Below are 25,943 nucleotides of genomic sequence, written 5' to 3' on the forward strand. Positions count from 1 at the left end.
CCTCAGTTCAGGCTTTTGGCCAGATCGGCCAAAGCGGTGGTTGCGGAAAGGCGTTTTTCGGCCATCGCGCGCCAATCGGCCATCGCGGCGCCCCCTTCGGGCGGCAGGGCCGAAATCTCGGCCACGGCCTGGGCCACATCGCCCGAGGCGAGTGCCGCTTCGGCGCGCGACAAGACGGCGTCGGGGCTGTCACCTACTTGCGGTTCCAAAGAACGCGCACCGGTTTGTGCCATTAAGAATGCGCCTAGTTTATCCATCGTTCCGTCACCCGCCGTCACCTTGCGAGATACGATCAGCGCCGTGCGCGCCGCCTCGGGGAAGGCGATGCGAAGCGCAGGCAGGCTGGGAACATCGCCCGTCAGCACGTCGGGGATAGTGACATTGGCTGCCCGCAGATCTGTCAGCGCAGATTCCGCGGACCCGCCGCTATCAAGCGCCGCGGCAAGCCGGGCCAGCGCGGCCTGCGCCATCGTGCGGCTGGCGGATGCCTCGGCCTCGGCGCGCATTGCGGCCGCCTCTGATTCGGCTGCGGTAATGCGTGCGGCGGCCTCTTTGGCGGCGGCGGCAATCTGTGCCTGGGCGGCGGCTGAGCTATCCTGGCTTTGTGCGATAAGCGCGCGCATATCATCCATTTCGCGCCCGAACGCCTCAAGCGCGCTATCCGAGGCCGCCCCACCGGCAACGGGGCGTTTCTCCAAAACGCTTACCCGTTCGTCCAAGGCGGCAACAGACTGCGCCAAGGTGTCGGCGCGCTGTGCGGCATCGGCCAAAGCCGCCTCGATCGCAGAAAGGTCAGGTTGCTGCGGCGCGGGTGCGGCTTTCAACGCGGAAACGTCTTTGGCCAAGGCGGTAGCCTGCGCCGTATTCTCGGAAATTGCGGCGCGCAACGCGGCCTCATCCACCTGTGCTGCCTTCGGCAACGGCACCCATCCCTGCGGCAGCTTTGGCAGTACATAGATTACGCCACCAGCGCCAATCGCTGCGGCGGCAATGCCGCCCAAAAGCATCGAGAAAAATCCGCTGCGCCTAGGTGGAGCGGCGGGGGCCGTGATTTTGGGTGGTGTCGCGGGTTCAGGGGCAGGCGAGGGCGGAGCAGCTTTTTGCACCGGCTGATCGGGTTCTGACGTTACTGGCGGATCAGCGGGGGTGTTGGCCTCATCGGTACCAATGGTGTCATCAGGAATATCCGCCTTATCAGAGGTGTTCACGTCATCGGCGGTAATGGTTTCATCGGGGGCTTTGGTTTCAGGCGTCACGATGATATCGGGTTGCTCGGCCAGCTCCGCTTTTGGTGTTTTCGGCTTAGCCACGTCAATCCCTCCAAAAATACCGCGCGAAATTGCGCTGCCTCATATAATCTAGTCACATGGCGCGCCCGGCTCAACCCGCCACGCCAACCCCTGGCAACCGCGCCAGCGCGAGCCAAATTCCCGGTGCATCCGGCGTCGGCGCGAGTTCCAACCGGGCGGGGCAAAGCGTGTTCAACGGCTGAGCCGCCGCTGCGCTGATCGCAGCAAAGTGCAATACCTGCGCGGCCCCGTCAAATTGTCCTACAAAGATCCGCGCGGTTCGCGGTGAAAAAATTGGCACAATGACCGCACGGGGACCCATGAGTGCCTTATGGGCAGCGCCAGTCAGACGTTGTTCCAGTTGATCGTAAACCAATGCCTCGTATGTCTCTATGCCGGCCAAATTCAAGCGCTCGGCCAAATTGGTAATGGTATGGCGTCCTCGGGCGTGGATCAGTTTGCCGGTGGCTTGGGCAGTGATCAGCGGAATTAGCCTCTCGGCATCACCCGGCCCGGCGATGGCATCAAACCCCATATCCGCTGCCACCTGTGCCGTTCTGTCGCCCACGCAATAGGCCCGACGTCCCGCTGCCGGTGAAAGCGCCACAAACGGCGCCACGGCATTGGCTGAGGTAAACACCAGCGAGGCATCAGCAGCTTCTGCCGGAATTTCGGCGTGAAGTGCTATAATTTTCATCAAAGGGGAGATGACCACCGGCCAGCCCACGCCGAATCGCTTGCAAAATTCCTCCGCGAACCGGTCAGATTCCGGCTTGGGGCGAGTCAGCAGCAGGGTCGGTCGCTGGTCGGGCATTGGCACCCTCGGGATTGTGCGATCATCCCCCCGGTGTTACCTGCGATATGGACCTCGCGCAACCGGCAGACCATGACACAGATACTGACCTTTCTTGGAATTGAATCAAGCTGCGACGATACCGCCGCCGCTATCGTTCGCTTGCAGGGCGGGCGCGCGCAGATCCTTTCCTCGGTCGTCGCGGGTCAGACAGAACTGCATGCGGCCTATGGCGGCGTAGTGCCCGAGCTAGCCGCCCGCGCCCATGCCGAAAAGCTGGATCTATGCATCGAGGAAGCGCTTTTGCGGGCCGATACGCCACTGACCGCGCTGGACGGCATTGCCGTAACAGCGGGTCCGGGGCTGATTGGCGGCGTGCTTTCGGGGGTGATGTGCGCCAAAGGGTTGGCGGCTGGATCTGGCCTGCCCCTGGTTGGGGTAAATCACCTTGCGGGTCACGCGCTGACCCCGCGGCTAACCGACGCAGTGGCCTTTCCCTATCTGATGCTGCTGGTTTCCGGTGGCCATTGTCAGTTTCTGATTGTGCATGGCGTCGACCATTTCACCCGTCTTGGCGGCACTATCGACGATGCCCCCGGCGAGGCATTTGACAAAACGGCCAAGCTACTGGGCCTGCCGCAACCCGGCGGGCCTGCGGTCGAGGCCGAGGCGCAGCAGGGCAACCCGAAACACTTTCCCCTTCCGCGCCCGCTGCTGGACCGGCCCGGTTGCGACATGTCTTTCTCGGGTCTCAAAACGGCATTGCTGCGCGCCCGCGATGGGGTTTTGGCTATCCATGGCGGTCTGCCGCGCCAGACCCGCGCCGATCTATGTGCAGGCTTTCAGGCGGCAGTTGCAGACGTTCTGGCCGAAAAATCACGCCGCGCGCTGGCCGAGTATATGGCGCTGACGCCCGCCAGCCCGGTTTTTGCCGTAGCCGGTGGGGTCGCCGCAAATTCGCTTATTCGCGCGCGGTTAGAAACCGTCGCCGCGCAAAACGAGGTTCGTTTTCTTGCGCCGCCGCTGGCGCTTTGCACGGATAACGCCGCGATGATCGCCTGGGCCGGGATCGAACGGTTTCAATCAGGCGCGCGTGACGGGATGGACCTTTCAGCCCGGCCGCGCTGGCCACTGGATCAACACGCCCCGGCAATGCTGGGTGCTGGTAAAAAGGGGGCGAAGGCATGAGCATTTCGGTTCTTGGCGCTGGCGCGTTTGGCACCGCACTTGCGGTCGCGCTGGCAAAGAACGGCCCCGTCACGCTATGGGCGCGCGATCCGGCCCAAGCCGCAGACCTTACCGCCAGCCGCAGGAATACCCGCCGCTTGCCCGGCGTAACCCTGCCGGAAAACATTACCGTGACCGCAAAAATCGCTACCGCCTGCGTAGCCGAGGTGGTCTTGCTGGCCATTCCGATGCAGCAGATGGCCGGGTTTCTGGCGCAGCACGCTGCCCTGTTGGACGGGAAATCCCTTGTTGCCTGCTCGAAGGGGATCGACCTTGCCACCGGGCAGGGGCCGACCGCCCTGATCCGCGCCGCCTGCCCGGCGGCAAATGCTGCAATCCTGACCGGCCCCAGTTTTGCCGCTGATATCGCGCGGGGCCTGCCCACCGCCCTGACCCTTGCCTGCACTGACGACAACGAGGCGTTGCAGACGCAGATGTCAACACCCACCCTGCGGCTTTACCGTACGACCGACACGATTGGCGCCGAACTGGGTGGCGCATTGAAAAACGTGGTGGCGATTGCGGCGGGGGTGGTGATTGGCGCGGGGCTAGGTGACTCGGCGCGCGCTGCACTGATGACGCGCGGTTTTGCGGAAATGAACCGCCTTGCCACCGCTTTCGGGGCGCGGCCCGAAACGCTTGCAGGGCTGTCGGGCCTTGGCGATCTGGTGCTGACCTGCACCTCTGCCCAGTCGCGGAATTTCCGCTATGGCCATGCGCTTGGCGCGAACGAAAGCTTTGACGCCAGCACCACCGTCGAAGGTGCCGCAACCGCCAAAGCAGTGTCTATTCTGGCCAAATCGCGCGCAATAGATATGCCGATTGCCACGATGGTTTCAGCTTTGGTTGACCAGAAGATCACCGTGGCCGAGGCAATCGTGGCGCTTCTCTCTCGCCCCCTGAAACAGGAGTGACAATGCTTTTCGCCATCATCTGCCAAGATAAACCCGGTGCGCTTCAAACCCGGCTTGATACCCGCGCCGCCCATCTGGCCTATATCGACCAAACTGGTATCGTGCGCCTTGCTGGTCCTTTCATTGAAAACGGTCAGATGACTGGATCGCTGGTTGTGGTTGAGGCCGACAGCCTTGCCGAGGCCGAGGCATGGGCCGCAAATGACCCCTACAAAGCCGCCGGTCTGTTTGAAAGCGTCCGCGTGAGCGAATGGAAAAAGGTAATCGGCTAATGGCAAAGTGGCTTTTCAAATCGGAACCCGATGTCTGGGGTTGGGATCATCAGGTCGCCAAGGGTGATGCGGGCGAAGAATGGGACGGCGTGCGCAACTACCTTGCCCGCAACAACATGCGCGCGATGAAGATCGGCGATCAGGGGTTTTTCTACCACTCCAACATCGGCAAGGAAATTGTAGGCATTGTCGAGGTCTGCGCCGAGTCGCGCCCCGATAGCACCACCGATGACCCGCGTTGGGATTGCGTGCATATTCGTGCCGTTCGTCCGTTGGCCCGCTCCGTTACTCTGGCCGAGGTCAAGAACGATCCGCGCCTGAAGGAAATGGCCTTGGTCAAATCCATGCGTCTGTCCGTGCAGCCCGTGACCGAGGAAGAATGGCGGATGATCTGCGAACTAGGCGGGGTGGAACCATAGCGCACGCCCCCCAAAACATGAAGGGTCCTGGCACCCCTACCAAGACCCTTCACCACCCCACGTGCTCCCCTACGCACCACACGTGAAACTATTCGGTCTTGGCCGTCCTAGCCTGTGCAACCGTTCTAGCGCGGTGGATGATTCCCCACAAGCAAACAGTTCCTACAATTCGATGTGGTTTCAATGTGTTATACTAAACATTTGTTAACGCGGGGGCCAACAAGCGCGGACCACACCATCAACGCCACCCGATTTCAGGCATTGCCTTGACCGCCAAAGCCCCTAGCTTGGCCGTGAAAGGAGCGCGAAATGCCCCAAGCCCTGATCGTCGCCCACGGCGCACCCAGCAACCCCAATCCGCAGAATGATGCCGTAGCTGCCCTTGCCAAAGCCGTGGGCGCCCTCTTGCCGGATTGGCTGATCCGCGGCGCCACGCTGGCCAAGCCCGGTGCGCTTGAAGCAGCGCTTCAGGGCATGACCGCGCCGCTGATCTATCCGTTTTTCATGGCGGAAGGCTGGTTCACCGGGCGCGAGCTTCCCCGTCGCGTGGCACTGGCGGGGGGTGGCCTTAGCACACAAATACGGCCATTCGGAACGGACCCCCATCTACCCGCACTAATTGCGCAGACCACCATAAAAGCGGCAAAAGATGGTGGAATAGACCCCAATTCTACTACGCTGATCCTTGCCGCGCATGGCTCCAAAGTTGCGCGCAAATCTAAAGACAGCAGCTATGCGATGGCCAAGACCCTGCGCGACCTGACCCCTTTTGCCGATATCCGCGTCGGCCTGATCGAGGAGCCCCCCTTTCTGGCCGATGTTGCCCGACTTCAGACACCGGCGTTGTGCCTGCCGTTCTTCGCCCTGCGCGCGGGCCACGTTGAGGGCGATATCCCCGATGCGCTTGCCAAGGCCGGATTCGCCGGCCCCCTGCTGGACGCCATTGGCGAACACCCCTCGGTCCCCGCCCTGATTGCCGCCGCGCTGAAAAGATCAGCCAGCCAACCACCCGCCTGACAGAACGTGTCTCTCGCTAATCGGGCGCGCCCACCATCAGCCGTATCGGCGCCAGCCCGTCAATAGTACCCTCAATCACATCGCCCGGCCCCACCGGCCCCACACCGGCAGGCGTGCCAGTATAAATCAGGTCGCCCGGCATAAGGTGATACAGCGTCGACAGGTGGCTGATGATTTCAGGCACAGACCAGACCATATCAGAAAGCACGGAATCTTGCCGCATTTGGCCATTCACGCTAAGCGCAATTCGCTGCGGACCAATGGCTCCGACTTCTTCCGCCCGGCGGATTGGGGCGATTACGGCAGAATTTTCAAAGTCCTTACCCGTGTCCCACGGCCGCCGCTTGCTCTTGGAGGCCGTCTGCAAATCGCGCCGCGTCATATCCAGCCCGGCCGCATAGCCGTAAACGCACCGCAGCGCCTGCCCAGCCGAAACCTTGAACGCCGGGGCGCCGATTGCGATCACCAGCTCCATTTCATGGTGATAGTCCGACGTGCCGGGTGGATAGGGCACCGTCGCACCGGTTGCCACGACCGCTTGGGCGGATTTGGTAAAATAGAACGGCGCTTCGCGGTCCACTTCATTGCCCATCTCGCGGGCGTGTTCAACATAGTTTCGCCCCACGCAAAACACCCTACGCACCGGAAACTGTGCTACTTCACCCTCGACCGGCACAGCGATCGTCTGCGCCGGTTCAAAAATCCATCCCATCAGCCCATTCCTTTCAAGAAAGCTTCAACCTCGGCACGCGTCGGTATTGCGTCTGCGGTGCCGGCCCGCGTTACCTTTAGCGCAGCCGCCGCCGTGGCCAACCGCAACGCGGCTTGCACCGTCAGGCCCTCATCCAGCGCGGCGGCGAAATACCCCGCGACCGTATCGCCGGCCCCGGTCGTATCAATCACTTCAACCGGAAACGCGGGGTGAACCACGCTGCGACCACTGCGTAAATCGCACCACTCTGCCCCCTGCGCGCCTCTCGTTACCAAAACTTCGGGCACCGGCAGGTTGGCCAAAACAGTGCCTAACGCTGCTGAAAGCTGCTCTGCCTCAACCGCGTTCAGCGCGAGCAGACTGGCATAGGGCAAAACGTCCTGCACCGCCACCACGTCAAACGGTGCCGCCGAATAGATCACCTTCATTCCACGTTCCCGCGCCATTCGGGCGGCGGCCACCTGATGCGCGGTCTCATTCTGGATCAGCAATGTATCACCCGCCCCAGCCCCTGCCAGCGCCAGCGTAACCCCTGACAGGGCAAATTCACGGTTCGCGCCGGCGTAAAGGATGATCGTGTTTTCGCCGGCATCATCTACCGAGATGATGGCATGGCCGGTCGGCGCCGATACCTGCTCGACAAATCGGCAATCGACGCCCAAGGCCTCCAACCGCGCAACAGCCCAGCCCTCTGGCCCGGCGCCGCCAATATGGCGCACCACAGCCCCCGCGCGGGCCGCTGCCACCGATTGGTTAGCCCCTTTGCCGCCCAGCCCCATCGAATAGGTTTTCGCTGTCAACGTCTCGCCCGGCTGCACCAGATGCGGCACCCGATAGAAGTGATCAATGTTGATAGACCCCAGGTTATAGATCGTCACGCCAACTGCCTTTCCTTCTCGGGTCTGATATTTCAGAGAAATACGAGCGCAAAGCCCCGCCCGCACCAGACTAACGCCGCCACCTCAATTTGCACGCCGCAATCGCCACCGTGTTCGAAATGCCCGTGCAGCCGATGCCGTTGAAACGGCCCAGATTGGCTTTGCAACCCCTTGGAACAGCCGGGCAATTCCTTTTGCCCTGACCACGACAGACCAGCCCTGTTGATTTGGCGCTTTTCCCGCGCGGTACGGTTTTGTAGGGTCGGGCAAAATGGGGGATTGGGTTTGGCTGACGACACTGTCACACCGATGATGGCGCAATATCTGGGCATCAAGGCCGTTAATCCCGGCGCTTTGCTGTTCTACCGGATGGGCGATTTCTACGAGATGTTCTTTGACGATGCCGTCGCCGCCTCGGCGGCGCTCGATATTGCGCTGACCAAACGGGGGCGGCACTTGGGGCAAGACATCGCCATGTGCGGCGTTCCGGTCCATTCCGCCGAAGGGTATTTGCTGACCCTGATCCGCAAAGGCTTTCGTGTGGCCATCGCTGAACAGATGGAAGACCCCGCCGACGCAAAAAAGCGCGGCTCCAAATCCGTCGTCGCGCGCGATGTGGTTCGCCTTGTTACCCCCGGCACCCTGACCGAGGAATCGCTGCTTGAGGCGCGTCGCCACAATTTCCTTGCCGCTTGGGCCGAGGTTCGTGACGATGCCGCGCTGGCCTGGGTTGATATTTCAACCGGCGAGTTTCGCGTGATGCCCTGCCCGCTGGCCCGCCTCGGCCCCGAGCTGGCCCGCCTGGCCCCGCGCGAAGTCGTGGTCAGCGACACGAAAGAGGCTGAACTGGCCGAAATAGTGTCTGAATCGCGCGCGGCCCTGACACCGTTGGCACGGTCCGCCTTTGACAGCCAAGGCGCGGAAAAACGGCTGAAGGCGTTGTTCAACGTTGATGCGTTGGACGCGTTCGGCACCTTTTCCCGGTCCGAACTTTCGGCCATGGGCGCCATCGCGGATTACCTTGACCTGACACAGCGCGGCAAACTGCCCCTGCTGCGCCCCCCGCAACGCGAAGACGCTGGCACCGCCGTGCAGATTGACGCCGCAACCCGGCGCAACCTGGAACTGACGCAGGCGCTTTCGGGGGGGCGTGAGGGTTCGCTGCTGGCAGCGATTGACCGCACCGTCACCGCGCCCGGTGCGCGGCTGCTGGAGCGTCGCCTGTCGGCCCCGTCGCGCGATCTGACCCAGATTCACGCGCGCCACGCAGCCATCCGCTTTTTGCTGGATGAAACCCGCCTGTCCGAAGATCTGCGCGCCGATCTGCGCCGCTGCCCCGATATGGACCGTGCCCTGTCGCGGCTGGCCCTGGACCGGGGCGGCCCGCGTGACATGGCCGCAATCCGCAACGGGCTGGAACAGGCGGGCCACATCGCCGCGCGGCTGACAGCACGCGACGCCCCTACCGTTCTGGTCGCGGCTGCCACCGCCCTTATCGGCCATGACGCCTTGGTTGCCCTTCTGGACGCCGCCCTGATTGCCGAACCGCCGCTTTTGGCGCGCGACGGTGGGTTTATTGCGGCCGGTTACGACGCCGAACTGGATGAAACCCGCCGCCTGCGGGACGAGGGCCGCAGTGTCATCGCCGGAATGCAGGCCGACTATATTGCCCAAACCGGGATCCCCAGCCTGAAGATCAAGCATAACAACGTGCTCGGCTATTTCATCGAAACAACCGCAACCCACGCCGAAAAGATGCTCGCCCCGCCTCTATCGGAAACCTTCATCCACCGTCAGACAACCGCCAATCAGGTGCGCTTTACCACCCTGCCCCTATCCGAGTTGGAAACCCGTATCCTTAACGCCGGGAACCATGCGCTTGAAATTGAAAAGCGGCTCTATTCCAGCCTGAAAGAGGCGATACTGGCCCATTCCGGCCCTATCGGCCATGCCGCCCGCGCGCTCGCTGAAATTGACCTTGCCGCCGCCCTTGCCGATCTTGCGGCAGGCGAAGACTGGGTAGAGCCGCGTGTCGATAACAGCCGTGCCTTCCAGATCGAGGCCGGCCGCCACCCCGTTGTGGAAGCCGCATTGAGACGCACCGGCGAGCCCTTCATCGCCAACGATTGCGCCCTGACCAGCGGCGAAACCCCGGCAATCTGGCTGCTGACCGGCCCGAACATGGCCGGCAAATCCACCTTCCTGCGGCAAAACGCGCTGATCGCCCTTCTGGCGCAGGCGGGCAGCTTTGTGCCCGCTCGCAGCGCCCATATCGGCCTTGTCAGCCAGCTTTTCAGCCGTGTCGGTGCCGCCGATGACCTTGCCCGCGGGCGCTCCACCTTTATGGTGGAAATGGTCGAAACCGCCGCGATTCTAAATCAGGCCGACGACCGTGCCTTGGTCATCCTCGATGAGATCGGCCGCGGCACCGCCACCTATGATGGCCTCTCGATCGCCTGGGCCGTGATGGAGCATCTGCATGCCGCTAATCGCTGCCGCGCGCTATTCGCGACCCATTACCACGAGATGACCGCCCTTTCCGCCAAGCTTGACGGCGTTGAAAACGCAACCGTCACCGTCAAGGAATGGGAAGGTGAGGTGATTTTCCTGCATGAGGTCAAAAAGGGCGCGGCAGACCGCAGCTATGGCGTTCAGGTTGCGCGCCTTGCCGGGCTGCCGCCCTCGGTCATCGAACGCGCCCGCGCGGTTCTTGAGGCGCTGGAGACCGGCGAACGCGAAGGGTCGGCACGCAAACAGGCAATGATCGACGATTTGCCCCTGTTCCGCACTGCCCCCGCAGCGCCGCCACCCACCCCCAAGGCATCATCAAAGATTGAAGACTGCCTGAACGCGCTGCATCCTGATGAAATGACGCCGAAAGAGGCCCTTGCCGCGCTCTATGAGCTAAAGGCCCTGACAGGCCCACACTGACCTTCACGCTGGCAAAAACCGCAGCAGGATCCGGGGGCGTGTAGCCCCCGGTGCGCCGTCAGCTTTTTGGTGTGGACGAAACGCCCACCTTCGCCGGCCGCAACAGCCGATCATGCAACAAAAAGCCCTCATTCATCACCTGAATGATGTCACCTGCCCGCGTGCCCGGCACCGGTGCCTCAAACATCGCTTCGTGATGCTGCGGGTCAAAGGCATCGCCCACCTGCGGCGCGACTGGCTCTACCCCGTGCTTGGTGAACACATGCAGCAGTTCGCGCAGGGTCAGCTCTACCCCTTCGATCAGCCCTTCGGCTGCGGCGCGCTGTTCCTCGCCCGCGGCTTCCAGCGCCCGGCGAAGCGCGTCATAGACCGGCAGCAGATCGCGGGCCAGTTTGCTGCCGCCATACTGTTCGGCCTCGCGCCGGTCACGCTCGCCGCGTTTGCGGATATTCTCCGAATCCGCCAGCGCCCGCATGAAGCGGTCGCGAAGTTCATCGCGTTCGGCCCGCAGCGCCTCGACCTCATCAAAACCATCATCGAAGGTTTCGTTGATCTGCGCCTGATCTTCGGCAATCTCGTCTTTCTTCATCTCGCTCATCGTCTACCCCTTGCCCCGGCCTGACAGCATTCGTCCGACCAGCTGCGCCGTATAATCCACAATCGGCACGATCCGGCCATAGTTAAGCCGCGTGGGCCCGATGACCCCGACCGCACCGATGATCTTTCGATCAGCGTTCATATAGGGAGAGACCACCAGAGAGGAACCCGAAAGTGAAAAAAGCTTGTTCTCTGAGCCGATAAAAATGCGCACACCCTCGCCCGCCTCGGTCAGATCCAGAAATTCGGCAATATCGCGCTTACGTTCGAGGTCATCAAAGAGGCTCCGCACCCGGTCCAGATCCAGCTCGGCGCCGCCAATCAGGTTCGACTGGCCCCGCACTATCAGGCGCTCATAGCTTTCTCCCTCATTTTCCCACAAGGCCAGCCCGCTCTCGACCAGATTTCGCGCCAAGACATCCAGCTCTTGCCGACGGACGACAATTTCGCGCGCGATATGCGCCTGTAGCTCGGACAGGGTGCGCCCCTCGGCCAGCGCGTTCAGAAAATTCCCCGCCTCACGCATGGAAGACGGTGTTTGACCCAAGGGCGGGGTGAATACGCGGTTTTCCACCTGCCCATCCGCAAAAACCAGCACCACCAGGGCGCGGTCAGGTGCAAGGCTGACAAATTCAATGTGGCGCACCGGCGCTTCGTGCTTGGGGGTCAGCACAAGGCTGGCCCCTTGGGTAATGCCCGACAGCGCTGCCCCCACCCTGTCCAGCAAATTGCCGACACCGGGCACATTGCCGCCCATTGTCGCATCAATCCGTTCGCGGTCAGCGGCGGCAAGCTCGCTTACCTCCATCAGCCCATCAACAAACATCCGCAGCCCCAACTGGGTGGGGATTCGCCCGGCTGAAACATGCGGGCTATCCAGCAGGCCCATATACTCCAGATCCTGCATCACGTTGCGGATCGTGGCGGCGGAAACCTTTTCGTTCATGCTGCGCGTCAGGGTGCGCGATCCAACCGGATCACCACTATCCAGATAACTCTCAACCACCCGCCGAAATACTTCGCGCGAGCGGTCGTTCAGTTCGGATAAGACTTTGATACCGTCAGTCATTCACAAATTCCCATACCTGCCCGAGTTAACGGTGCTTGGGCCGGGGCGTCAATCGGGGTTGCATCGGTAGGCGCGCGGCCTGTAATTGAACCAAACTCAGGAAAGGACATTTTATGCGCCCCTCAGGCCGGACTCTAAGCGAAATGCGCCCGATTTCAATTGAAACCGGCATAACCAAACACGCCGAAGGATCATGCCTGATCCGGATGGGCGACACCCATGTACTGTGCACCGCCACAATCGAGGACAAGGCGCCCTCGTTCCTGAAAGGCAGTGGTCTGGGCTGGGTAACGGCGGAATATGGCATGCTGCCCCGTGCGACCAACACCAGGAACCGGCGCGAGGCGGCAGCCGGCAAGCAATCCGGCCGTACGCAGGAAATTCAACGCCTTATCGGCCGCGCCCTGCGGGCGGGGGTTGACCGTAGCGCCCTGGGCGAACGCCAGATCGTGGTCGATTGCGATGTGATACAGGCCGACGGCGGCACCCGCTGCGCGTCCATCACCGGCGGCTGGGTTGCGCTGCGGATCGCGGTGAACCGGCTGCTAAGGGCCGGAATGATCACCTCGGACCCGCTGGTTGATCATGTCGCTGCGGTTTCCTGCGGCATCTACGCGGGCCAGCCGTTGCTGGATCTGGACTACGCCGAAGATTCAGAGGCCGGCACCGACGGTAACTTTATCCTGACCGGTCGCGGCCGCCTGATCGAGGTGCAGATGTCGGCCGAAGGCTCGACCTTCTCGCGCGATGAAATGGGGCAATTGCTGGATCTGGCCGAGGCCGGGATTCAAGATCTTGTCGCCGCGCAAAAGGTCGCCATCGCATGAGAAAGTTTTCGGGCAAAACGCTTTTGGTGGCGACCCATAACGCGGGCAAACTTGAGGAAATCGGCGCATTGCTGGCGCCCTTCGGCATCACCTGCGTCGGCGCTGCCGCGATGAACCTGCCCGAACCGGCGGAAACCGAAACCACCTTTGTCGGCAACGCGCGCATCAAGGCACACGCGGCCGCAAAGGCCACCGGCCTTCCGGCCCTGTCTGACGATAGCGGGATAGAGGTTGACGGGCTGAATGGCGCGCCCGGCGTTTACACCGCCGATTGGGCCGAAACCCCGAACGGGCGCGACTTTGTTCAGGCAATGACCCGCACTTGGGCCGAGTTAGAGACGGTTTCCGCCGCCTTCCCCCGGACCGCCCGCTTTCGCTCAACCCTCGTTCTAGCGTGGCCCGATGGCCATGATGAGGTGTTTGAAGGCAAGGCAGAGGGTCAGGTCGTCTGGCCGATGCGCGGCCAGCAGGGCCACGGATATGACCCGATGTTCCAACCTGACGGCCACGACATCACCTTTGCCGAAATGGACCCCGCGCTGAAAAACACCATAAGCCACCGCGCCGACGCCTTTCGCAAACTCGTCACCTGTTTTGAGGCCTGACATGCAACGCATATCCACCGGCTCCCCGTTTGAGGCGGCCATGGGCTATTCCCGCGCCGTCGTGAAAGGGCCGTGGTGCTTTGTGTCCGGCGTCACCGGGTATGATTATGCCACGATGGTCATGCCAGATAATATCGCGGATCAGGCGCGCAACTGCTTTGCCACCATTGCATGGGCTTTGAAGCAGGGCGGCTTTACGATGGAAGATGTGGTGCGCGTGCAATACACTGTCACCGACGCTGCATTGGTTGATGCGCTGATCCCCGCCTTGGGCGAGGCGTTGGGCGACATTCGCCCCGCGGCCACGATGGTTATTGCGGGCCTTATCCGCCCCGAAATGAAGGTGGAGATTGAAGTCACCGCCCTTAAAGGCTGATCCGATGGAAGACTGGCAAAATGGCGGTTTCGGGGTGTATCTGCACTGGCCGTTCTGCACATCGAAGTGTCCCTACTGTGATTTCAACAGCCACGTTGCCACCGAAATCGACCAAGATCGTTGGCGCAAAGCCTACCTGACCGAGATTGACCGCCTTGGCGCGCAGACCAAGGGCCGCATCCTCAACACGGTGTTCTTTGGTGGCGGCACGCCGTCGCTGATGGACCCGGCCCTGGTCGACGCCATTATCGACCGTATCCGCACCACATGGCCCCAGGCCAATGACGTCGAAATCACGCTTGAGGCCAACCCCAGTTCGGTCGAGGCGGGCCGCTTTCGCGGCTATGCCGATGCCGGCGTCAACCGGATTTCGATGGGCGTTCAGGCGCTGAATGACGCCGACCTGCGGCGTCTGGGCCGCCTGCATAGCGTGGCCGAGGCCCGTGCGGCCTTTGAAACGGCCCGGTCAGTGTTTGCGCGCGTGAATTTTGACCTGATCTACGCACGGCAAGATCAGACCCTTGCCGATTGGAAGGCTGAACTGACCGAGGCGCTTGCCATGGCGATCGACCATTTCTCCCTTTACCAGCTAACAATCGAGGACGGCACCGCCTTTGGCGCGCGCCACGCCGCGGGCGGCCTACGCGGCCTGCCCGAGGACGATCTGGCAGCCGATATGTATCTGATGACGCAGGATATTTGCGAAGCGGCGGGCCTTCCTGCCTATGAGGTTTCAAACCACGCACACCCCGGCGCTGAAAGCCGCCACAACCTGATCTATTGGCGCGCAGGCGATTACGCAGGCATCGGCCCCGGCGCCCACGGGCGCCTGACGTTGAAGGGCCAAAGACTGGCGACCGATACCCCAAAATCGCCGCTTGGCTGGCTGACACAGGTCGAAAAAGCCGGCAACGGCGAGTCGCTGCGCAAAGCGGTCAGCCTACCCGACCAGAGCATTGAATACCTGATGATGGGGCTGCGTTTGCGAGCTGGACTAGATATGGACCGTTACACCCACCTGTCAGGCATTCCATTCAGGCGCGGAACGCTGACACAACTGCAGGATATTGGGATGATTGAGATTGACGGCCAACGACTGCGTGCGACCCGCAACGGCCGCGCTGTTTTGAACGCAGTAATCCGCGAACTGATGCCATGAGGCGGGCGCTTTGGCTGGTTGGGGGCGTCGCGTCCTTGGCCCTGGGCTTTATCGGAGTTTTTCTGCCGATCATGCCAACAGTGCCCTTCCTGCTGTTAGCCGCCTTTTGCTTTGGCCGTTCATCCGAGAGGCTGCATCACTGGCTGCTGACCCATCCGCGGTTTGGTCCTCCAATCGCAAATTGGTCCGAACGCGGCGCCATTTCCAAGCCCGCGAAGTGGTTGGCAACAGTGTCCATGGCGGGGACATTTGGAATTTCAGTATTGCTTGGGCTGCGGCCTCTGATTCTTGCGATTCAGGGCGCGACACTGCTGGGTGTCGCCGTCTTCATTTGGACACGACCCAACAGCTGATCAGCGCGACGTACTAAGGACTTGGCACAGTTCATCCAGTTGATCCAGCGATCTGTAGGTGATCGTTAGATGACCCCCATCCAAGCCCTTGTGGTCAATAACGACACGCATACCAAGGTTAGCCGATAGGTCGAGTTCCAAGGCGCGCGTATCGGCGTCCTTCTCGGCCTTTCCGGCGCCACCGCCGGCCCGTTTGGCAGCGGGTTCGCCCGCCGCCTTTGCCAATCGTTCCGTCTCGCGCACCGATAGACCTTTAGCGATAACCTCACGGGCTAATTTCACCGGGTTTTCATTGGTAATCAGCGCGCGGGCGTGGCCTGCGCTTAGCTGTCCTTCACGAACCCAGATCTGGACTTCATCGGGCAACTGCAACAGCCGCATCAAGTTGGCAATATGACTGCGGCTTTTTGACAGCGCTTCGGCAAGTCGTTCCTGAGTATGGCCGAATCGCTCCATCAGCTGGCGGTAACCCATGGCCTCCTCGATGGAATTCAGGTCGGCCCGCTGAATGTTTTCAATAATCGCGACTTCCAGCACCTCGATATCGTCCAGGTCTCGAACGACGACGGGAAGATCATGAAGTTGGGCAATCTGCGCCGCGCGCCAACGCCGTTCCCCTGCGACGATTTCAAAAAAATCATTTTTTTTTGGGTGCTTACGCACAATAAGCGGCTGAATAACGCCTTTTTCGCGGATTGACGCGGCCAGTTCCTCAAGCGCGTCTGGTTCAAAATCGCGGCGTGGCTGATCGGGGTTTGGTTCCAATTGCTCGACAGGGATTCGCTGTTCAACCCGACGTAGCGGTGCATCAGCCGAGGGCGAAACGAGGTTTACGTCGGCCATCAACGCAGATAGTCCGCGCCCTAGCCCACGGCGCTCGATTTTTTTCTCGGTCATGCGGTGGTCCTTTCCCGATTGTTGGCGGTATGACGCGCCATAAGCTCTTTTGCCAGGGCACGGTACGCCACGGCCCCGCGCGACGCGCTATCATAATTCAGCACCGGTAGCGCATAAGACGGTGCCTCTGACACTCTTACGTTCCGCGGGATCATTGTCCGAAACACGATCTCTCCCAGGGTGGCGCGAACATCCGCCTCTACCTGTTGTGATAAGTTGTTACGCACATCATACATCGTGATAACCACCCCCTCGATTCGAAGGTTCGGATTAGCGCCTTGGCGTACCTCGCGGATTGTCAGCATCAATTGCGACAACCCTTCGAGCGCAAAAAACTCTGCCTGAAGCGGGACCAATACCGAATGCGCCGCGACCATCGCATTCACCGTCAGCAAGCTAAGAGAAGGCGGGCAATCGATCAGCACGATATCAAACGCGAATTCGTCAATCGCCAACTGACGAAGTGCGTCATGCAAAAGAAAACTGCGTTTTTCGTTCGAGACCAACTCCATATCCGCCGAAGATAAATCAGTCGTTGCAGGGCAAAGCCAAAGACCAGGCACAGTTGTCGCGACGATAACCTCTGCAAGGGGCGCATCATCAATCAATAGATCATATGTGGTCAGCCGGCGATCCGTAGGCTCAACACCCAATCCCGTTGACGCATTTCCCTGAGGATCAAGATCGACAAGCAGAATACGACATCCACCCTCCGCAAGCGCAGCCGCGAGGTTTATGGCGGTGGTGGTTTTACCCACGCCACCCTTCTGGTTTGCTATTGCGATGATTCTGGGCCCCGGCGGGCGCGTAAGATCAGACACGTCTGACTCCCTTGATTTTCAGCACAACCGCTGCCGGTTCGGTACGACTTGGACAGGTTTCCGCGTCAAACGTCCAGTGCTTTCGTGCATCAGAAACCTCAGATTGCCATCTCTCCCCTTTCGGAAAAACTGCGGTTCCTGTAGGGGACAGGTGGCGTTCTGCATGGGCCAGCAGCTTGGAGAGTGGGGCCAACGCACGAGCACTAAGAACATCGGCATGCTGTGGTGATACCTTCTCTATCCGATTCGGCAGAATTTGGACGTCTAGCCCCAATTCGCGCACGACGGTTGCCAGAAAAGCACACTTACGTTGGTCACTTTCGATCAGAGTAACCCGAGGTCCGGTATCCCTCGTAAGGATGGCGATTATGAGGCCTGGAAATCCCGCGCCACTGCCCAGGTCGACCCAATGCCCCTGAGCGATGTCTGCTATCGAGAAAAGTTGCGCAGAATCAAGGAAATGCCGGCTCCACACCTCGCGCAGGGAACTTGAGGAGACAAGATTGACGGACGGGTTCCACCGCTTCAGCAGGTTTTCATAGTGGCCTAGGCCTTCCAATGTTTCACGTGAAACATTGATCTGGCGGGCGAACTCCTCGGCTCCGGTCATGCGATCCGCGCCCGTTTCTCTTGCTTCAAACGTGCTAAAATAAGCATGAGCGCCGCTGGCGTCACCCCTTCCATGCGCCCGGCCTGCCCCAGGGTCTGCGGTCGTGCGTGCATCAGCTTATCCTTGATCTCATTGGATAATCCAACCAACTGCGCGAAATCAAAGCCGTCCGGTATCACCCAGGCCTCATCCCTCCGAATGGCAGCCGCATCCGAATGCTGGCGTTCGACATAACTTGAATAGAGTGCTTCTTTGGAGAGCTGCTCTGCGATCTCTTCGGGAATTTCCGCCAACTCTGGCAGGGCTTCTGCCAACGCTGCAAAATTAATATTCGGAAACGACAATAGACGATAGGCGCTGCGCCGCGAGCCGTCCTGATTTACCCTGATACCATGTGCCGCGGCTTCCTTCGGCGTAAGAATCGCGCGATCCATCGCTTCGCGACCAGCCGCAAGTGCCTCCATCTTCTCGGTAAACACATGGCGCCGCCGTGGACCCACACAACCCACCGACACACCCAGATTTGTCAGGCGCTGATCCGCATTATCTGCACGTAAGGACAATCTAAACTCGGCCCTAGATGTGAACATTCTATACGGCTCGGACACCCCGCGTGTAATCAGATCATCAATCATTACACCCAAGTAGCTATTGGTTCTGTCAAACACCACAGGATCCCGCTGAAGAATACTAAGTGCCGCGTTCAATCCAGCAACCATTCCTTGCGCTGCCGCTTCCTCATAGCCAGTGGTGCCGTTTATTTGTCCAGCAAGAAAGAGTGCGGGAACATCTTTCAGGGCTAATGTCGGTCGTAATGCGCGTGGGTCGACATAGTCATATTCGATCGCATAGCCGGGTTGAAGAATGACAACGTTATCAAGTCCAGCAATAGAGCGAACATAGGCCTCCTGCACCTCTAAAGGGAGTGAGGTCGAAATGCCGTTCGGGTAAACCGTGTCGTCGTCTAAGCCCTCAGGCTCCAAAAAAATCTGATGCGATCCCTTATCCGCGAACCTTACGATCTTATCTTCTATCGAGGGGCAATAGCGCGGCCCTACCCCTTCAATTTTTCCACTATACATCGCAGAGCGGTCAAGGTTCGTGCGTATGATATCATGAGTGTTCTCATTCGTGTGTGTAATGCCACAGACGACTTGCCGGATACTGGGGCTTTTGTTCAGAAATGACAGCATCACGGGCGTATCATCACCCGGCTGTGTTTCAAGAATATCCCAATTAATCGTACGCCCATCCAGACGCGGCGGGGTGCCGGTTTTCAGTCTGCCCACCGGTAAGCCAAACTCTTCCATGCGTCTTGCTAGCGCGACTGACGGCGCATCCCCCAAGCGCCCACCCGGATGTTGGGAATGGCCAATATGAATGACACCACGCAAAAAAGTTCCGGACGTCAGCACAACCGCTTTCCCGGCGATTTCGCTGCCGTCTGCCAGAATTACTCCCCGTATCTCGCTAGCTACCCCCAGAAAGTCGACAACCTCGCCTTCTATCACCGTTAGGTTAGGTTGCGCCAATGTCAACTTTTGCATTGCGTCGCGGTAAATTCTGCGGTCGGCCTGTGTGCGCGGCCCGTGCACGGCTGGCCCCTTACGCCGATTAAGCAGTCGAAACTGTATTCCAGAAAGATCAGCGGCGCGGCCCATAACACCGTCCAACGCATCAATCTCGCGAACTAGGTGGCCTTTCCCCAACCCGCCAATCGCTGGATTGCATGACATAACGCCAATTGCGCCTGTCTTTAGCGTCACCAGTGCCGTGCGAACGCCCATCCGTGCCGCAGCGTGGGCTGCCTCGGTTCCAGCGTGCCCGCCCCCCACAACAATGACGTCAAAATGTTTCACGTGAAACACTCCCTATTTCCCGATGCAAAAACTGGCGAAAATTTCGTCTAATAAATCTTCTACATCTACTCTACCGACAAGCATCGCCAATGCTCGCACAGCGCGGCGCAACTCTTCCGCGGCTAGCTCGGTTCGATCCGCCCCGTGTATTACCTCATCTTGCGCTGATTCCATAGCTTCCATTGCAACGGTTAACGCAGTTCGATGTCGCTCGCGGGTTATAACGCCAGCGCCCGCTGCCCGACCTTCCAGAATTCCGCTAATCTTTTCAATCAGCGTATCGATCCCTGCCCCCGTCTTACCGGATACCGCCAGTCCTTCAGCCGAGCTCAGATCAGCTTTCCCCCGGACGAGAAGATCATCGCGCTCTGGCTTTAATAACGAAACTTCCCCCTCATCCAGCAAAAACACCCGCAAATCCGCTGCGCGCGCCCGGGCCACCGCTCGCTCGATGCCAATCGCTTCTACCACATCGTCGGTTTCGCGCAATCCGGCCGTATCCAGCACTGTTACCGGTAGTCCGCCCAAATCCATTCGCACTTCGATCACATCGCGCGTTGTTCCTGCAAATTCCGAGGTGATTGCGGCTTCTCTACCGGCTAACGCATTAAGAAGCGTGGACTTACCGGCATTCGGCCGCCCCACGATTGCGACCTCGAATCCATCACGAATTCGTTCCGCAACCGAAACTTTTGTCAACTCTACCGCGACATCCCCTTTTACCGCGGCGATCAGTTCCAGGACCTCCGGTGCTACATCAACAGGTACATCCTCATCTGAAAAATCAATCGTCGCTTCTAGCAATGCAGCCGCACGCACCAGACTATCTCGCCAGCGGTCCGCCATATGCCCCACGGCACCGCTCAGAACCCGTAGTGCTTGCTTTCTTTGCGCCTCCGTCTCCGCTTCGATAAGATCAGAAAGCCCTTCGACCTGCGCCAGATCCAGCCGCCCATTTTCCAATGCCCGTCGTGTAAACTCGCCCGGCTCTGCAAGGCGCAGACCTGGCTTCATCGCCAACACATGCAACACGGCGGAAATGGTCGCGATGGCGCCGTGCAAATGTAACTCTGCAACTTCTTCCCCGGTAAAGCTCGCACCCTCTGGAAAGCAAATCACCAAGGCCTCATCCAAGAGTTCATTTCCGTGATACAGGTGCCGTAGCCCCGCCACTCGTGGTTCAGGCAATTTTCCGGCCAGATCACGAACCGTAGCCCAAGCCAATCCGCCCGATAGTCGCACCACGGACACACCCGCTTTTCCGCGGGCCGAGGCCAGCGCAAAAATTGTATCCAACTGCGTAACCCCCTGTTTTTGAACGGTTATCCGTTCATCGACTCGAAGAACTCGCTGTTAGTCTTGGTCTGTTTCAGTTTTGAAATCAGGAATTCTATCGCATCCGTCGTCCCCATTGGGTTCAAGATACGACGTAGCAGATAGGTCTTTTGCAGGTCTTTCTGCTCAACCAACAGCTCTTCCTTCCGCGTTCCGGATTTCAGAATATCCATGGCCGGAAACACTCGCTTGTCGGCCACTTTACGGTCCAGAACGATCTCGCTGTTGCCAGTGCCTTTGAATTCTTCAAAGATTACTTCATCCATCCGGCTACCGGTGTCAATCAGTGCCGTGGCAATAATCGTCAGGCTGCCACCCTCTTCAATGTTGCGTGCCGCACCAAAAAACCGCTTTGGCCGCTGCAAAGCATTGGCATCCACGCCGCCAGTCAGCACCTTGCCGCTTGACGGTACCACCGTATTGAAAGCGCGTCCCAGTCGTGTGATACTATCAAGCAATATCACCACGTCGCGCTTGTGTTCCACCAACCGCTTGGCCTTTTCGATCACCATTTCCGCGACTGCCACGTGCCGCGTTGCCGGCTCATCGAAGGTCGAGGAAATGACCTCGCCCTTAACCGAGCGCTGCATGTCCGTCACCTCTTCCGGCCGCTCATCTATCAGTAACACGATCAGATAAACTTCCGGATGGTTTTTTTCGATCGAATTGGCAATATTCTGCAAAAGCACGGTCTTACCAGTTCGCGGCGGCGCAACGATAAGGCTTCTTTGCCCCTTGCCGATCGGTGAAACCAGATCGATAATCCGTGCCGAGCGGTCTCGGATTGTCGGGTCTTCCACTTCCATCTTCAGGCGCTCTGTCGGGTAAAGCGGTGTCAGGTTTTCAAACGCTACTTTGTGCCGCGCACGCGTAGGATCCTGGAAATTTATGTGCTCAACCGTGGCCAACGCGAAATATCGCTCATTCTCGCCCGGTGCCCGCATCACCCCTTCGACGGTGTCGCCCGTCCGCAGCGAATACTGGCGAATCATGTCTGGGGATACATAAATATCATCCGGACCCGGCAGATAATTGGCCTCGGGGCTGCGCAAAAATCCGAATCCGTCCTGCAATACCTCCAGGACTCCATCCCCACCGATCTCCAAATCGTCTTCGGCATGCTCCTTCAGGATGGAGAACATCATCTCCCCCTTGCGCATTGTCGAGGCGTTCTCAATTTCCCATTCCTCTGCCATAGCCAACAGATCCGCCGGGCTTTTGGCTTTCAGATCAGACAGGTTCAAACGCTCTTTGGTCACGGCTATACCATTCTCTTGGGCGCCATCGGGGGCGCGGCAGCTTCATATCAGGGAAAACCCTCACGGCCGAATGGCCGGGCTGCTATCGCCGTATGCCAGCCCATGCTAAAAGTCAACAAACCTCATGTTTTCATCGGTTGAAAATAACCCACCCATCAGTATTTCAGGATCACGCTCAACACGATCACAACCATGAAAACTGTCGGCACTTCGTTCATCATCCGGTAAGTTCGTCCCCGCCGCGTATTGGCCCCTGCAACGAATTCCTTTCGCCGCGCACTTAGCCACATGTGAAACCACGTCATTGCCAACACGGACGCGGCTTTCGCCCAAGGCCATGCCATCGACCAATCCACGATTCCAGGGGTAAAGACCAGCGCCAAACCAAAAACCCAGGTAGCGATCAGTGAAGGGTTCATGATCCCTCGTAACAGTTTGCGTTCCATCACCTGCAGCATCGCATCGGCGGGGGTTCCCTGTCCTGCCTGTTCAACATGGTATACGTACAGTCGTGGCAGATAGAATATACCAGCCATCCAGGTAATCACCGCCATGATGTGCAGCGCTTTGCTCCAAAGGTACCAATCAGCCAGAAAATCACTCATTTCTTTTCCGCTCCTGCTCTACCTCTTACTTATAAGAATAAGATTAAAAGAAAAGATGATGATGATGTAGGCCCTGTGGATGTTGTGGATTGACGTCTTATCAACATATCCAACCACAGCCACCCGACATTGGATGATATCGTTGAAAAGATAAGAACATCCAATTTTATGTCGTTAGAACAGATATTTATGAGGTCATAAAAGATATCCCATCCTGTGGGTATGTCTTGGAACTTGCTGAATGGAAAATTTACCCACCCACCCAGAACCATCGTTTCCACAGGTGGACAAGCCATCCTGACACTGGGCAAGATGACTTGGTATTGACCCCCCCGTGCTAAGCCCTCATTTTGCCCCATGCTCCTCCTCATCAGCCACGGCCCATTATCCACAGCCCTATGCACATCCTTCTAGCGTCATCGTCGGAAATTCGCGCTCAGCTTTTGCGCGCTGCGGGTCTTGAGGTTCAGGCATTGCCTGCCCGGATTGATGAGCAGGCTATCCGCGCCGCATTGACCAACAAAGGGGTAACGCCGCGCCAAATCGCTGATGCTCTGGCTGAAAGTAAGGCGTTGAAACTTTCACATGAATTCCCGGAAGGCCTGACCTTGGGCGCAGACCAAATTCTTGATCTGGAAGGGGAAATCCTTTCCAAACCCGCCACCCCCGAAGACGCATATATGCAGCTTTCGCAGCTTTCCGGCCGCACCCACCGGCTTTTGTCGGCCCTCGTCGTGTGCCAAAACGGTCAGCCACTGTGGCGTCATGTGTCCGAGGTTCGCCTCACGATGCATCCGCTCAGCCCCGCTTTCATCGCGGATTATATCGCCCGCAACTGGGACAGCATCCGCCACGCTGTCGGTTGCTACAAGCTTGAGGAAGAAGGCCCCCGCCTCTTTTCCGCGATCGAGGGCGATTATTTTGCCGTCCTTGGCCTTCCCTTGATAGAGTTCCTGAACTGGCTGCGCGCCCGAGGAGACCTGACCACATGACTACCCCGCCGCTTCCATCGCCCCCGGCTGCCATCCCCTTGGCAGGCGTGATCGGTGCGCCCATTGCGCATTCCCGTTCGCCCAGTTTGCACAGTTACTGGCTTCGCACCTATGGGCTTCGTGGTCATTATATCCCTATGGAGGTTGCCGCCGCTGATCTGGCCCAAGTGCTGCACGCGCTACCCCGCGCCGGATTTGTCGGGTGTAATATCACCATCCCGCATAAAGAGGCGGTCCTGGCCTTGGCCGATGTGGTGTCTGACCGGGCCGCGCTGATAGGTGCCGCCAATACGCTGATCTTCCGCCCTGATGGCAAGATTTATGCAGATAATACCGACGGTTACGGGTTCATCGCCAATATGCAGCAATACGCCCCGGATTGGGCGCCCAAATCCGGCCCCGCTGCGGTAATCGGCGCAGGCGGCGCTGCCCGCGCCGTTGTCGCCTCCCTGTTAGAGGTGGGGGTGCCTGAAATCCGTATTTCAAACCGCACCCGCGCCCGTGCTGATATCCTGCGCACAGAATTTGGGGCGCGGATCGTGGTTTATGACTGGGCGCAGGCGGGAAACATGCTTGAAGGTGCGATGACCGTGGTCAACAGCTCATCCCTTGGCATGGTCGGCAAGCCTGAACTGCGTGTGCCCCTGGATGCGCTTTCGCCCGAGGCGACCGTGACCGACCTTGTCTATACCCCGCTGATGACCCCCCTTCTGCTTGCGGCCGAGGCTATTGGCTGCACCGTTGTCGATGGGCTGGGGATGCTTTTGCATCAGGCCGTTCCGGGGTTTGAACGTTGGTTCGGCCACCGCCCCGAAGTCACCGATGACCTGCGCCGCGTGGTTCTGGGGCTATGAGCCGCCCGTTTCTGCTTGGCCTCACGGGGTCCATCGGTATGGGCAAAACCACCACCGCCGCAATGTTTACGGATCTTGGCGTGCCGGTCTGGGATGCCGATGCTACAGTTCATGCGCTTTACGCGCCGGGGGGTGCTGCCGTTGCCCCTATCGCTGCGGTTTTCCCCCAGGCGGTTAGCGCAGGTGCGGTGGATCGGGGTGTGCTGAAAGCACTGATCGCAGCAGACAAACAGGCTCTATCCCGCCTCGAATCTATCGTTCATCCGCTAACTACTGCCTCTCGTGATGCCTTTGTCGCCGCCCACGCTGACGCCCCCTTGATCCTGCTCGATATCCCGCTTTTGTTTGAAACCGGCGCCGAGTCCGCGTTGGATGCCACCCTTGTCGTCACCGCGCCGCCGCAGGTTCAGCGCGACCGCGTCCTTGCCCGCCCCGGGGTGACTGCGGATCAACTGGCGCTGATCCTGTCGCGCCAGATGCCTGACGCTGAAAAACGCGCCCGCGCCACCTATGTCATTTCCACCGAAACGCTGGACGGTACCCGTGCTGCCGTGCAAAACCTGATCGAAACCCTAAAGGCCCGCCATGCGTGAGATCGTCCTCGATACCGAAACGACCGGATTTGAACCTGCCGAAGGCGACCGCATCGTCGAAATTGGCGCGGTCGAACTATTCAATCACGTCCCCACCGGCCGCACCTACCATCAATACATCAACCCCGAACGGGTGATGCCCGTCGCCGCGTTCGAGGTTCACGGCCTTGGGGATGATTTTTTGCGTGACAAACCCCGGTTCGCCGCTGTCGCCCAGGCGTTTCTTGATTTCATTGGTCCTGAGGCCAAACTGGTCATTCACAACGCAGCGTTCGACATGAAATTTCTGAACGCTGAACTGGGCTGGGCGCGCCTGCCGCTTTTGCCGATGGAGCGCGCGTTGGATACGCTAGCCATTGCGCGGCGCAAATTTCCGGGCTCTCCGGCCACGCTGGACGCGCTTTGCCGCCGCTTTGGGGTGGATAATTCGGGCCGTGAAAAGCACGGCGCATTGCTTGACAGCGAGATTCTGGCCGAGGTTTATCTGGAACTGATCGGCGGGCGTCAGCCCGACTTTGGCCTTGGCGTTGCTGCCCCGCAAACCGCTGCCGATCTGGTCAACGCCTGGCGGCCGCGCCCCCGCCCGACCCCCCTTCTTCCCCGCATAACCGAGGCCGAGGCCGCCGCCCACGACGCCTTTGTCGCCAAGCTGGGCGAGAATGCCCTATGGAAACGTTAGT

The 25,943-nt window shown here is 59.6% G+C and carries 28 protein-coding genes; 15 read left to right on the top strand and 13 right to left on the bottom strand.

Translation table 11 applies throughout. The features are described from left to right. Window positions 1-2: 2 nt before the first annotated feature. Together ACM62R_RS14940 and ACM62R_RS14945 are read right to left on the bottom strand one after the other, a co-directional pair. Entirely contained in the window at window positions 3-1,310 is a 1,308-nt protein-coding gene (locus ACM62R_RS14940) for a COG4223 family protein (RefSeq protein WP_415184841.1), read from the bottom strand. Window positions 1,311-1,380: 70 nt separating this feature from the next. After that, window positions 1,381-2,103: a uroporphyrinogen-III synthase gene (locus tag ACM62R_RS14945; RefSeq protein ID WP_415184842.1), complete on the bottom strand. Its 723-nt coding sequence runs from the start codon at window positions 2,101-2,103 to the stop codon at window positions 1,381-1,383. Between the two features lie 72 nt (window positions 2,104-2,175). Between ACM62R_RS14945 and tsaD the strand changes: the two genes are divergently transcribed. From tsaD to ACM62R_RS14970, 5 genes are all read left to right on the top strand, one after another. After that, complete coding sequence (gene tsaD / locus ACM62R_RS14950; protein ID WP_415184843.1) at window positions 2,176-3,270, top strand: tRNA (adenosine(37)-N6)-threonylcarbamoyltransferase complex transferase subunit TsaD; 1,095 nt, start codon at window positions 2,176-2,178, stop codon at window positions 3,268-3,270. Beyond that, window positions 3,267-4,223, top strand: a complete 957-nt coding sequence (locus ACM62R_RS14955; protein WP_415184844.1) for an NAD(P)H-dependent glycerol-3-phosphate dehydrogenase — start codon at window positions 3,267-3,269, stop codon at window positions 4,221-4,223. Before tsaD ends, ACM62R_RS14955 begins: the two co-directional genes overlap by 4 nt. A 2-nt stretch (window positions 4,224-4,225) precedes the next feature. After that, complete coding sequence (locus tag ACM62R_RS14960; protein WP_415184845.1) at window positions 4,226-4,495, top strand: YciI family protein; 270 nt, start codon at window positions 4,226-4,228, stop codon at window positions 4,493-4,495. Further along, a complete protein-coding gene (locus ACM62R_RS14965; protein ID WP_415184846.1) occupies window positions 4,495-4,914 on the top strand; it encodes an EVE domain-containing protein in 420 nt (139 codons plus the stop codon). The genes ACM62R_RS14960 and ACM62R_RS14965 overlap by 1 nt, the downstream gene beginning before the upstream one ends. A 309-nt stretch (window positions 4,915-5,223) precedes the next feature. Beyond that, window positions 5,224-5,931, top strand: coding sequence for a CbiX/SirB N-terminal domain-containing protein (locus ACM62R_RS14970; RefSeq protein ID WP_415184847.1), 708 nt, complete (start codon window positions 5,224-5,226; stop codon window positions 5,929-5,931). Between the two features lie 16 nt (window positions 5,932-5,947). Here ACM62R_RS14970 and ACM62R_RS14975 read toward each other — a convergent pair whose 3' ends face one another. Next, complete coding sequence (locus ACM62R_RS14975; protein WP_415184848.1) at window positions 5,948-6,643, bottom strand: fumarylacetoacetate hydrolase family protein; 696 nt, start codon at window positions 6,641-6,643, stop codon at window positions 5,948-5,950. Then, a complete protein-coding gene (locus tag ACM62R_RS14980; RefSeq protein WP_415184849.1) occupies window positions 6,643-7,521 on the bottom strand; it encodes a PfkB family carbohydrate kinase in 879 nt (292 codons plus the stop codon). The genes ACM62R_RS14975 and ACM62R_RS14980 overlap by 1 nt, the downstream gene beginning before the upstream one ends. A 285-nt stretch (window positions 7,522-7,806) precedes the next feature. Between ACM62R_RS14980 and mutS the strand changes: the two genes are divergently transcribed. Further along, window positions 7,807-10,452: a DNA mismatch repair protein MutS gene (gene mutS / locus ACM62R_RS14985; RefSeq protein ID WP_415184850.1), complete on the top strand. Its 2,646-nt coding sequence runs from the start codon at window positions 7,807-7,809 to the stop codon at window positions 10,450-10,452. A 58-nt stretch (window positions 10,453-10,510) separates the two neighbouring features. On the opposite strand, the gene ACM62R_RS14990 is transcribed toward mutS, so the two are convergent. Further along, a complete protein-coding gene (locus ACM62R_RS14990; RefSeq protein WP_415184851.1) occupies window positions 10,511-11,050 on the bottom strand; it encodes a nucleotide exchange factor GrpE in 540 nt (179 codons plus the stop codon). 3 nt (window positions 11,051-11,053) lie between these two features. Beyond that, complete coding sequence (hrcA, locus tag ACM62R_RS14995; RefSeq protein ID WP_415184852.1) at window positions 11,054-12,118, bottom strand: heat-inducible transcriptional repressor HrcA; 1,065 nt, start codon at window positions 12,116-12,118, stop codon at window positions 11,054-11,056. A gap of 113 nt (window positions 12,119-12,231) precedes the next feature. On the opposite strand from hrcA, the gene rph reads away from it, so the two are divergent. From rph to ACM62R_RS15020, 5 genes are read left to right on the top strand one after another with little or no spacing between them, the layout of a single operon-like run. Beyond that, a complete protein-coding gene (gene rph / locus ACM62R_RS15000) occupies window positions 12,232-12,945 on the top strand; it encodes a ribonuclease PH (protein ID WP_415184853.1) in 714 nt (237 codons plus the stop codon). Beyond that, window positions 12,942-13,550, top strand: a complete 609-nt coding sequence (gene rdgB, locus ACM62R_RS15005; RefSeq protein WP_415184854.1) for an RdgB/HAM1 family non-canonical purine NTP pyrophosphatase — start codon at window positions 12,942-12,944, stop codon at window positions 13,548-13,550. The genes rph and rdgB overlap by 4 nt, the downstream gene beginning before the upstream one ends. A 1-nt stretch (window position 13,551) precedes the next feature. After that, window positions 13,552-13,926 (top strand): RidA family protein, encoded by a 375-nt coding sequence (locus ACM62R_RS15010; RefSeq protein ID WP_415184855.1) that lies wholly within the window; start codon window positions 13,552-13,554, stop codon window positions 13,924-13,926. Between the two features lie 4 nt (window positions 13,927-13,930). Then, window positions 13,931-15,085 (top strand): radical SAM family heme chaperone HemW, encoded by a 1,155-nt coding sequence (hemW, locus tag ACM62R_RS15015; RefSeq protein WP_415184856.1) that lies wholly within the window; start codon window positions 13,931-13,933, stop codon window positions 15,083-15,085. Further along, window positions 15,082-15,438: a YbaN family protein gene (locus ACM62R_RS15020; protein WP_415184857.1), complete on the top strand. Its 357-nt coding sequence runs from the start codon at window positions 15,082-15,084 to the stop codon at window positions 15,436-15,438. The genes hemW and ACM62R_RS15020 overlap by 4 nt, the downstream gene beginning before the upstream one ends. Here the strand turns inward: ACM62R_RS15020 and ACM62R_RS15025 are convergent, their stop codons facing one another. The 7 genes from ACM62R_RS15025 to ACM62R_RS15055 all read right to left on the bottom strand — a co-directional run bounded on the left by ACM62R_RS15025 (window position 15,439) and on the right by ACM62R_RS15055 (window position 22,824). Continuing rightward, window positions 15,439-16,335, bottom strand: a complete 897-nt coding sequence (locus tag ACM62R_RS15025) for a ParB/RepB/Spo0J family partition protein (RefSeq protein ID WP_415184858.1) — start codon at window positions 16,333-16,335, stop codon at window positions 15,439-15,441. Then, window positions 16,332-17,156, bottom strand: coding sequence for a ParA family protein (locus ACM62R_RS15030; RefSeq protein WP_415184859.1), 825 nt, complete (start codon window positions 17,154-17,156; stop codon window positions 16,332-16,334). Before ACM62R_RS15030 ends, ACM62R_RS15025 begins: the two co-directional genes overlap by 4 nt. Further along, entirely contained in the window at window positions 17,149-17,766 is a 618-nt protein-coding gene (rsmG, locus tag ACM62R_RS15035) for a 16S rRNA (guanine(527)-N(7))-methyltransferase RsmG (protein WP_415184860.1), read from the bottom strand. The genes ACM62R_RS15030 and rsmG overlap by 8 nt, the downstream gene beginning before the upstream one ends. Next, entirely contained in the window at window positions 17,763-19,625 is a 1,863-nt protein-coding gene (gene mnmG / locus ACM62R_RS15040) for a tRNA uridine-5-carboxymethylaminomethyl(34) synthesis enzyme MnmG (protein WP_415184861.1), read from the bottom strand. Before mnmG ends, rsmG begins: the two co-directional genes overlap by 4 nt. A 12-nt stretch (window positions 19,626-19,637) precedes the next feature. Then, complete coding sequence (mnmE, locus tag ACM62R_RS15045; RefSeq protein WP_415184862.1) at window positions 19,638-20,921, bottom strand: tRNA uridine-5-carboxymethylaminomethyl(34) synthesis GTPase MnmE; 1,284 nt, start codon at window positions 20,919-20,921, stop codon at window positions 19,638-19,640. A gap of 26 nt (window positions 20,922-20,947) precedes the next feature. Then, window positions 20,948-22,219, bottom strand: coding sequence for a transcription termination factor Rho (gene rho, locus ACM62R_RS15050; protein WP_415184863.1), 1,272 nt, complete (start codon window positions 22,217-22,219; stop codon window positions 20,948-20,950). A 155-nt stretch (window positions 22,220-22,374) separates the two neighbouring features. Beyond that, window positions 22,375-22,824, bottom strand: a complete 450-nt coding sequence (locus ACM62R_RS15055; RefSeq protein WP_415184864.1) for a CopD family protein — start codon at window positions 22,822-22,824, stop codon at window positions 22,375-22,377. Between the two features lie 398 nt (window positions 22,825-23,222). Here ACM62R_RS15055 and ACM62R_RS15060 point away from each other — a divergent pair, with 398 nt between their 5' ends. The 4 genes from ACM62R_RS15060 to dnaQ are packed head-to-tail and all read left to right on the top strand — an operon-like array spanning window position 23,223 to window position 25,942. Beyond that, entirely contained in the window at window positions 23,223-23,816 is a 594-nt protein-coding gene (locus tag ACM62R_RS15060) for a Maf family protein (RefSeq protein ID WP_415184865.1), read from the top strand. After that, window positions 23,813-24,670: a shikimate dehydrogenase gene (locus ACM62R_RS15065; protein ID WP_415184866.1), complete on the top strand. Its 858-nt coding sequence runs from the start codon at window positions 23,813-23,815 to the stop codon at window positions 24,668-24,670. Before ACM62R_RS15060 ends, ACM62R_RS15065 begins: the two co-directional genes overlap by 4 nt. After that, window positions 24,667-25,263: a dephospho-CoA kinase gene (coaE, locus tag ACM62R_RS15070; protein WP_415184867.1), complete on the top strand. Its 597-nt coding sequence runs from the start codon at window positions 24,667-24,669 to the stop codon at window positions 25,261-25,263. The genes ACM62R_RS15065 and coaE overlap by 4 nt, the downstream gene beginning before the upstream one ends. Next, window positions 25,256-25,942, top strand: coding sequence for a DNA polymerase III subunit epsilon (dnaQ, locus tag ACM62R_RS15075; RefSeq protein ID WP_415184868.1), 687 nt, complete (start codon window positions 25,256-25,258; stop codon window positions 25,940-25,942). The genes coaE and dnaQ overlap by 8 nt, the downstream gene beginning before the upstream one ends. The last annotated feature ends 1 nt before the right edge of the window (window position 25,943 follow it).

This window comes from Phaeovulum sp. (assembly GCF_047638075.1).
In the GTDB taxonomy this organism is placed as follows: domain Bacteria; phylum Pseudomonadota; class Alphaproteobacteria; order Rhodobacterales; family Rhodobacteraceae; genus UBA6197.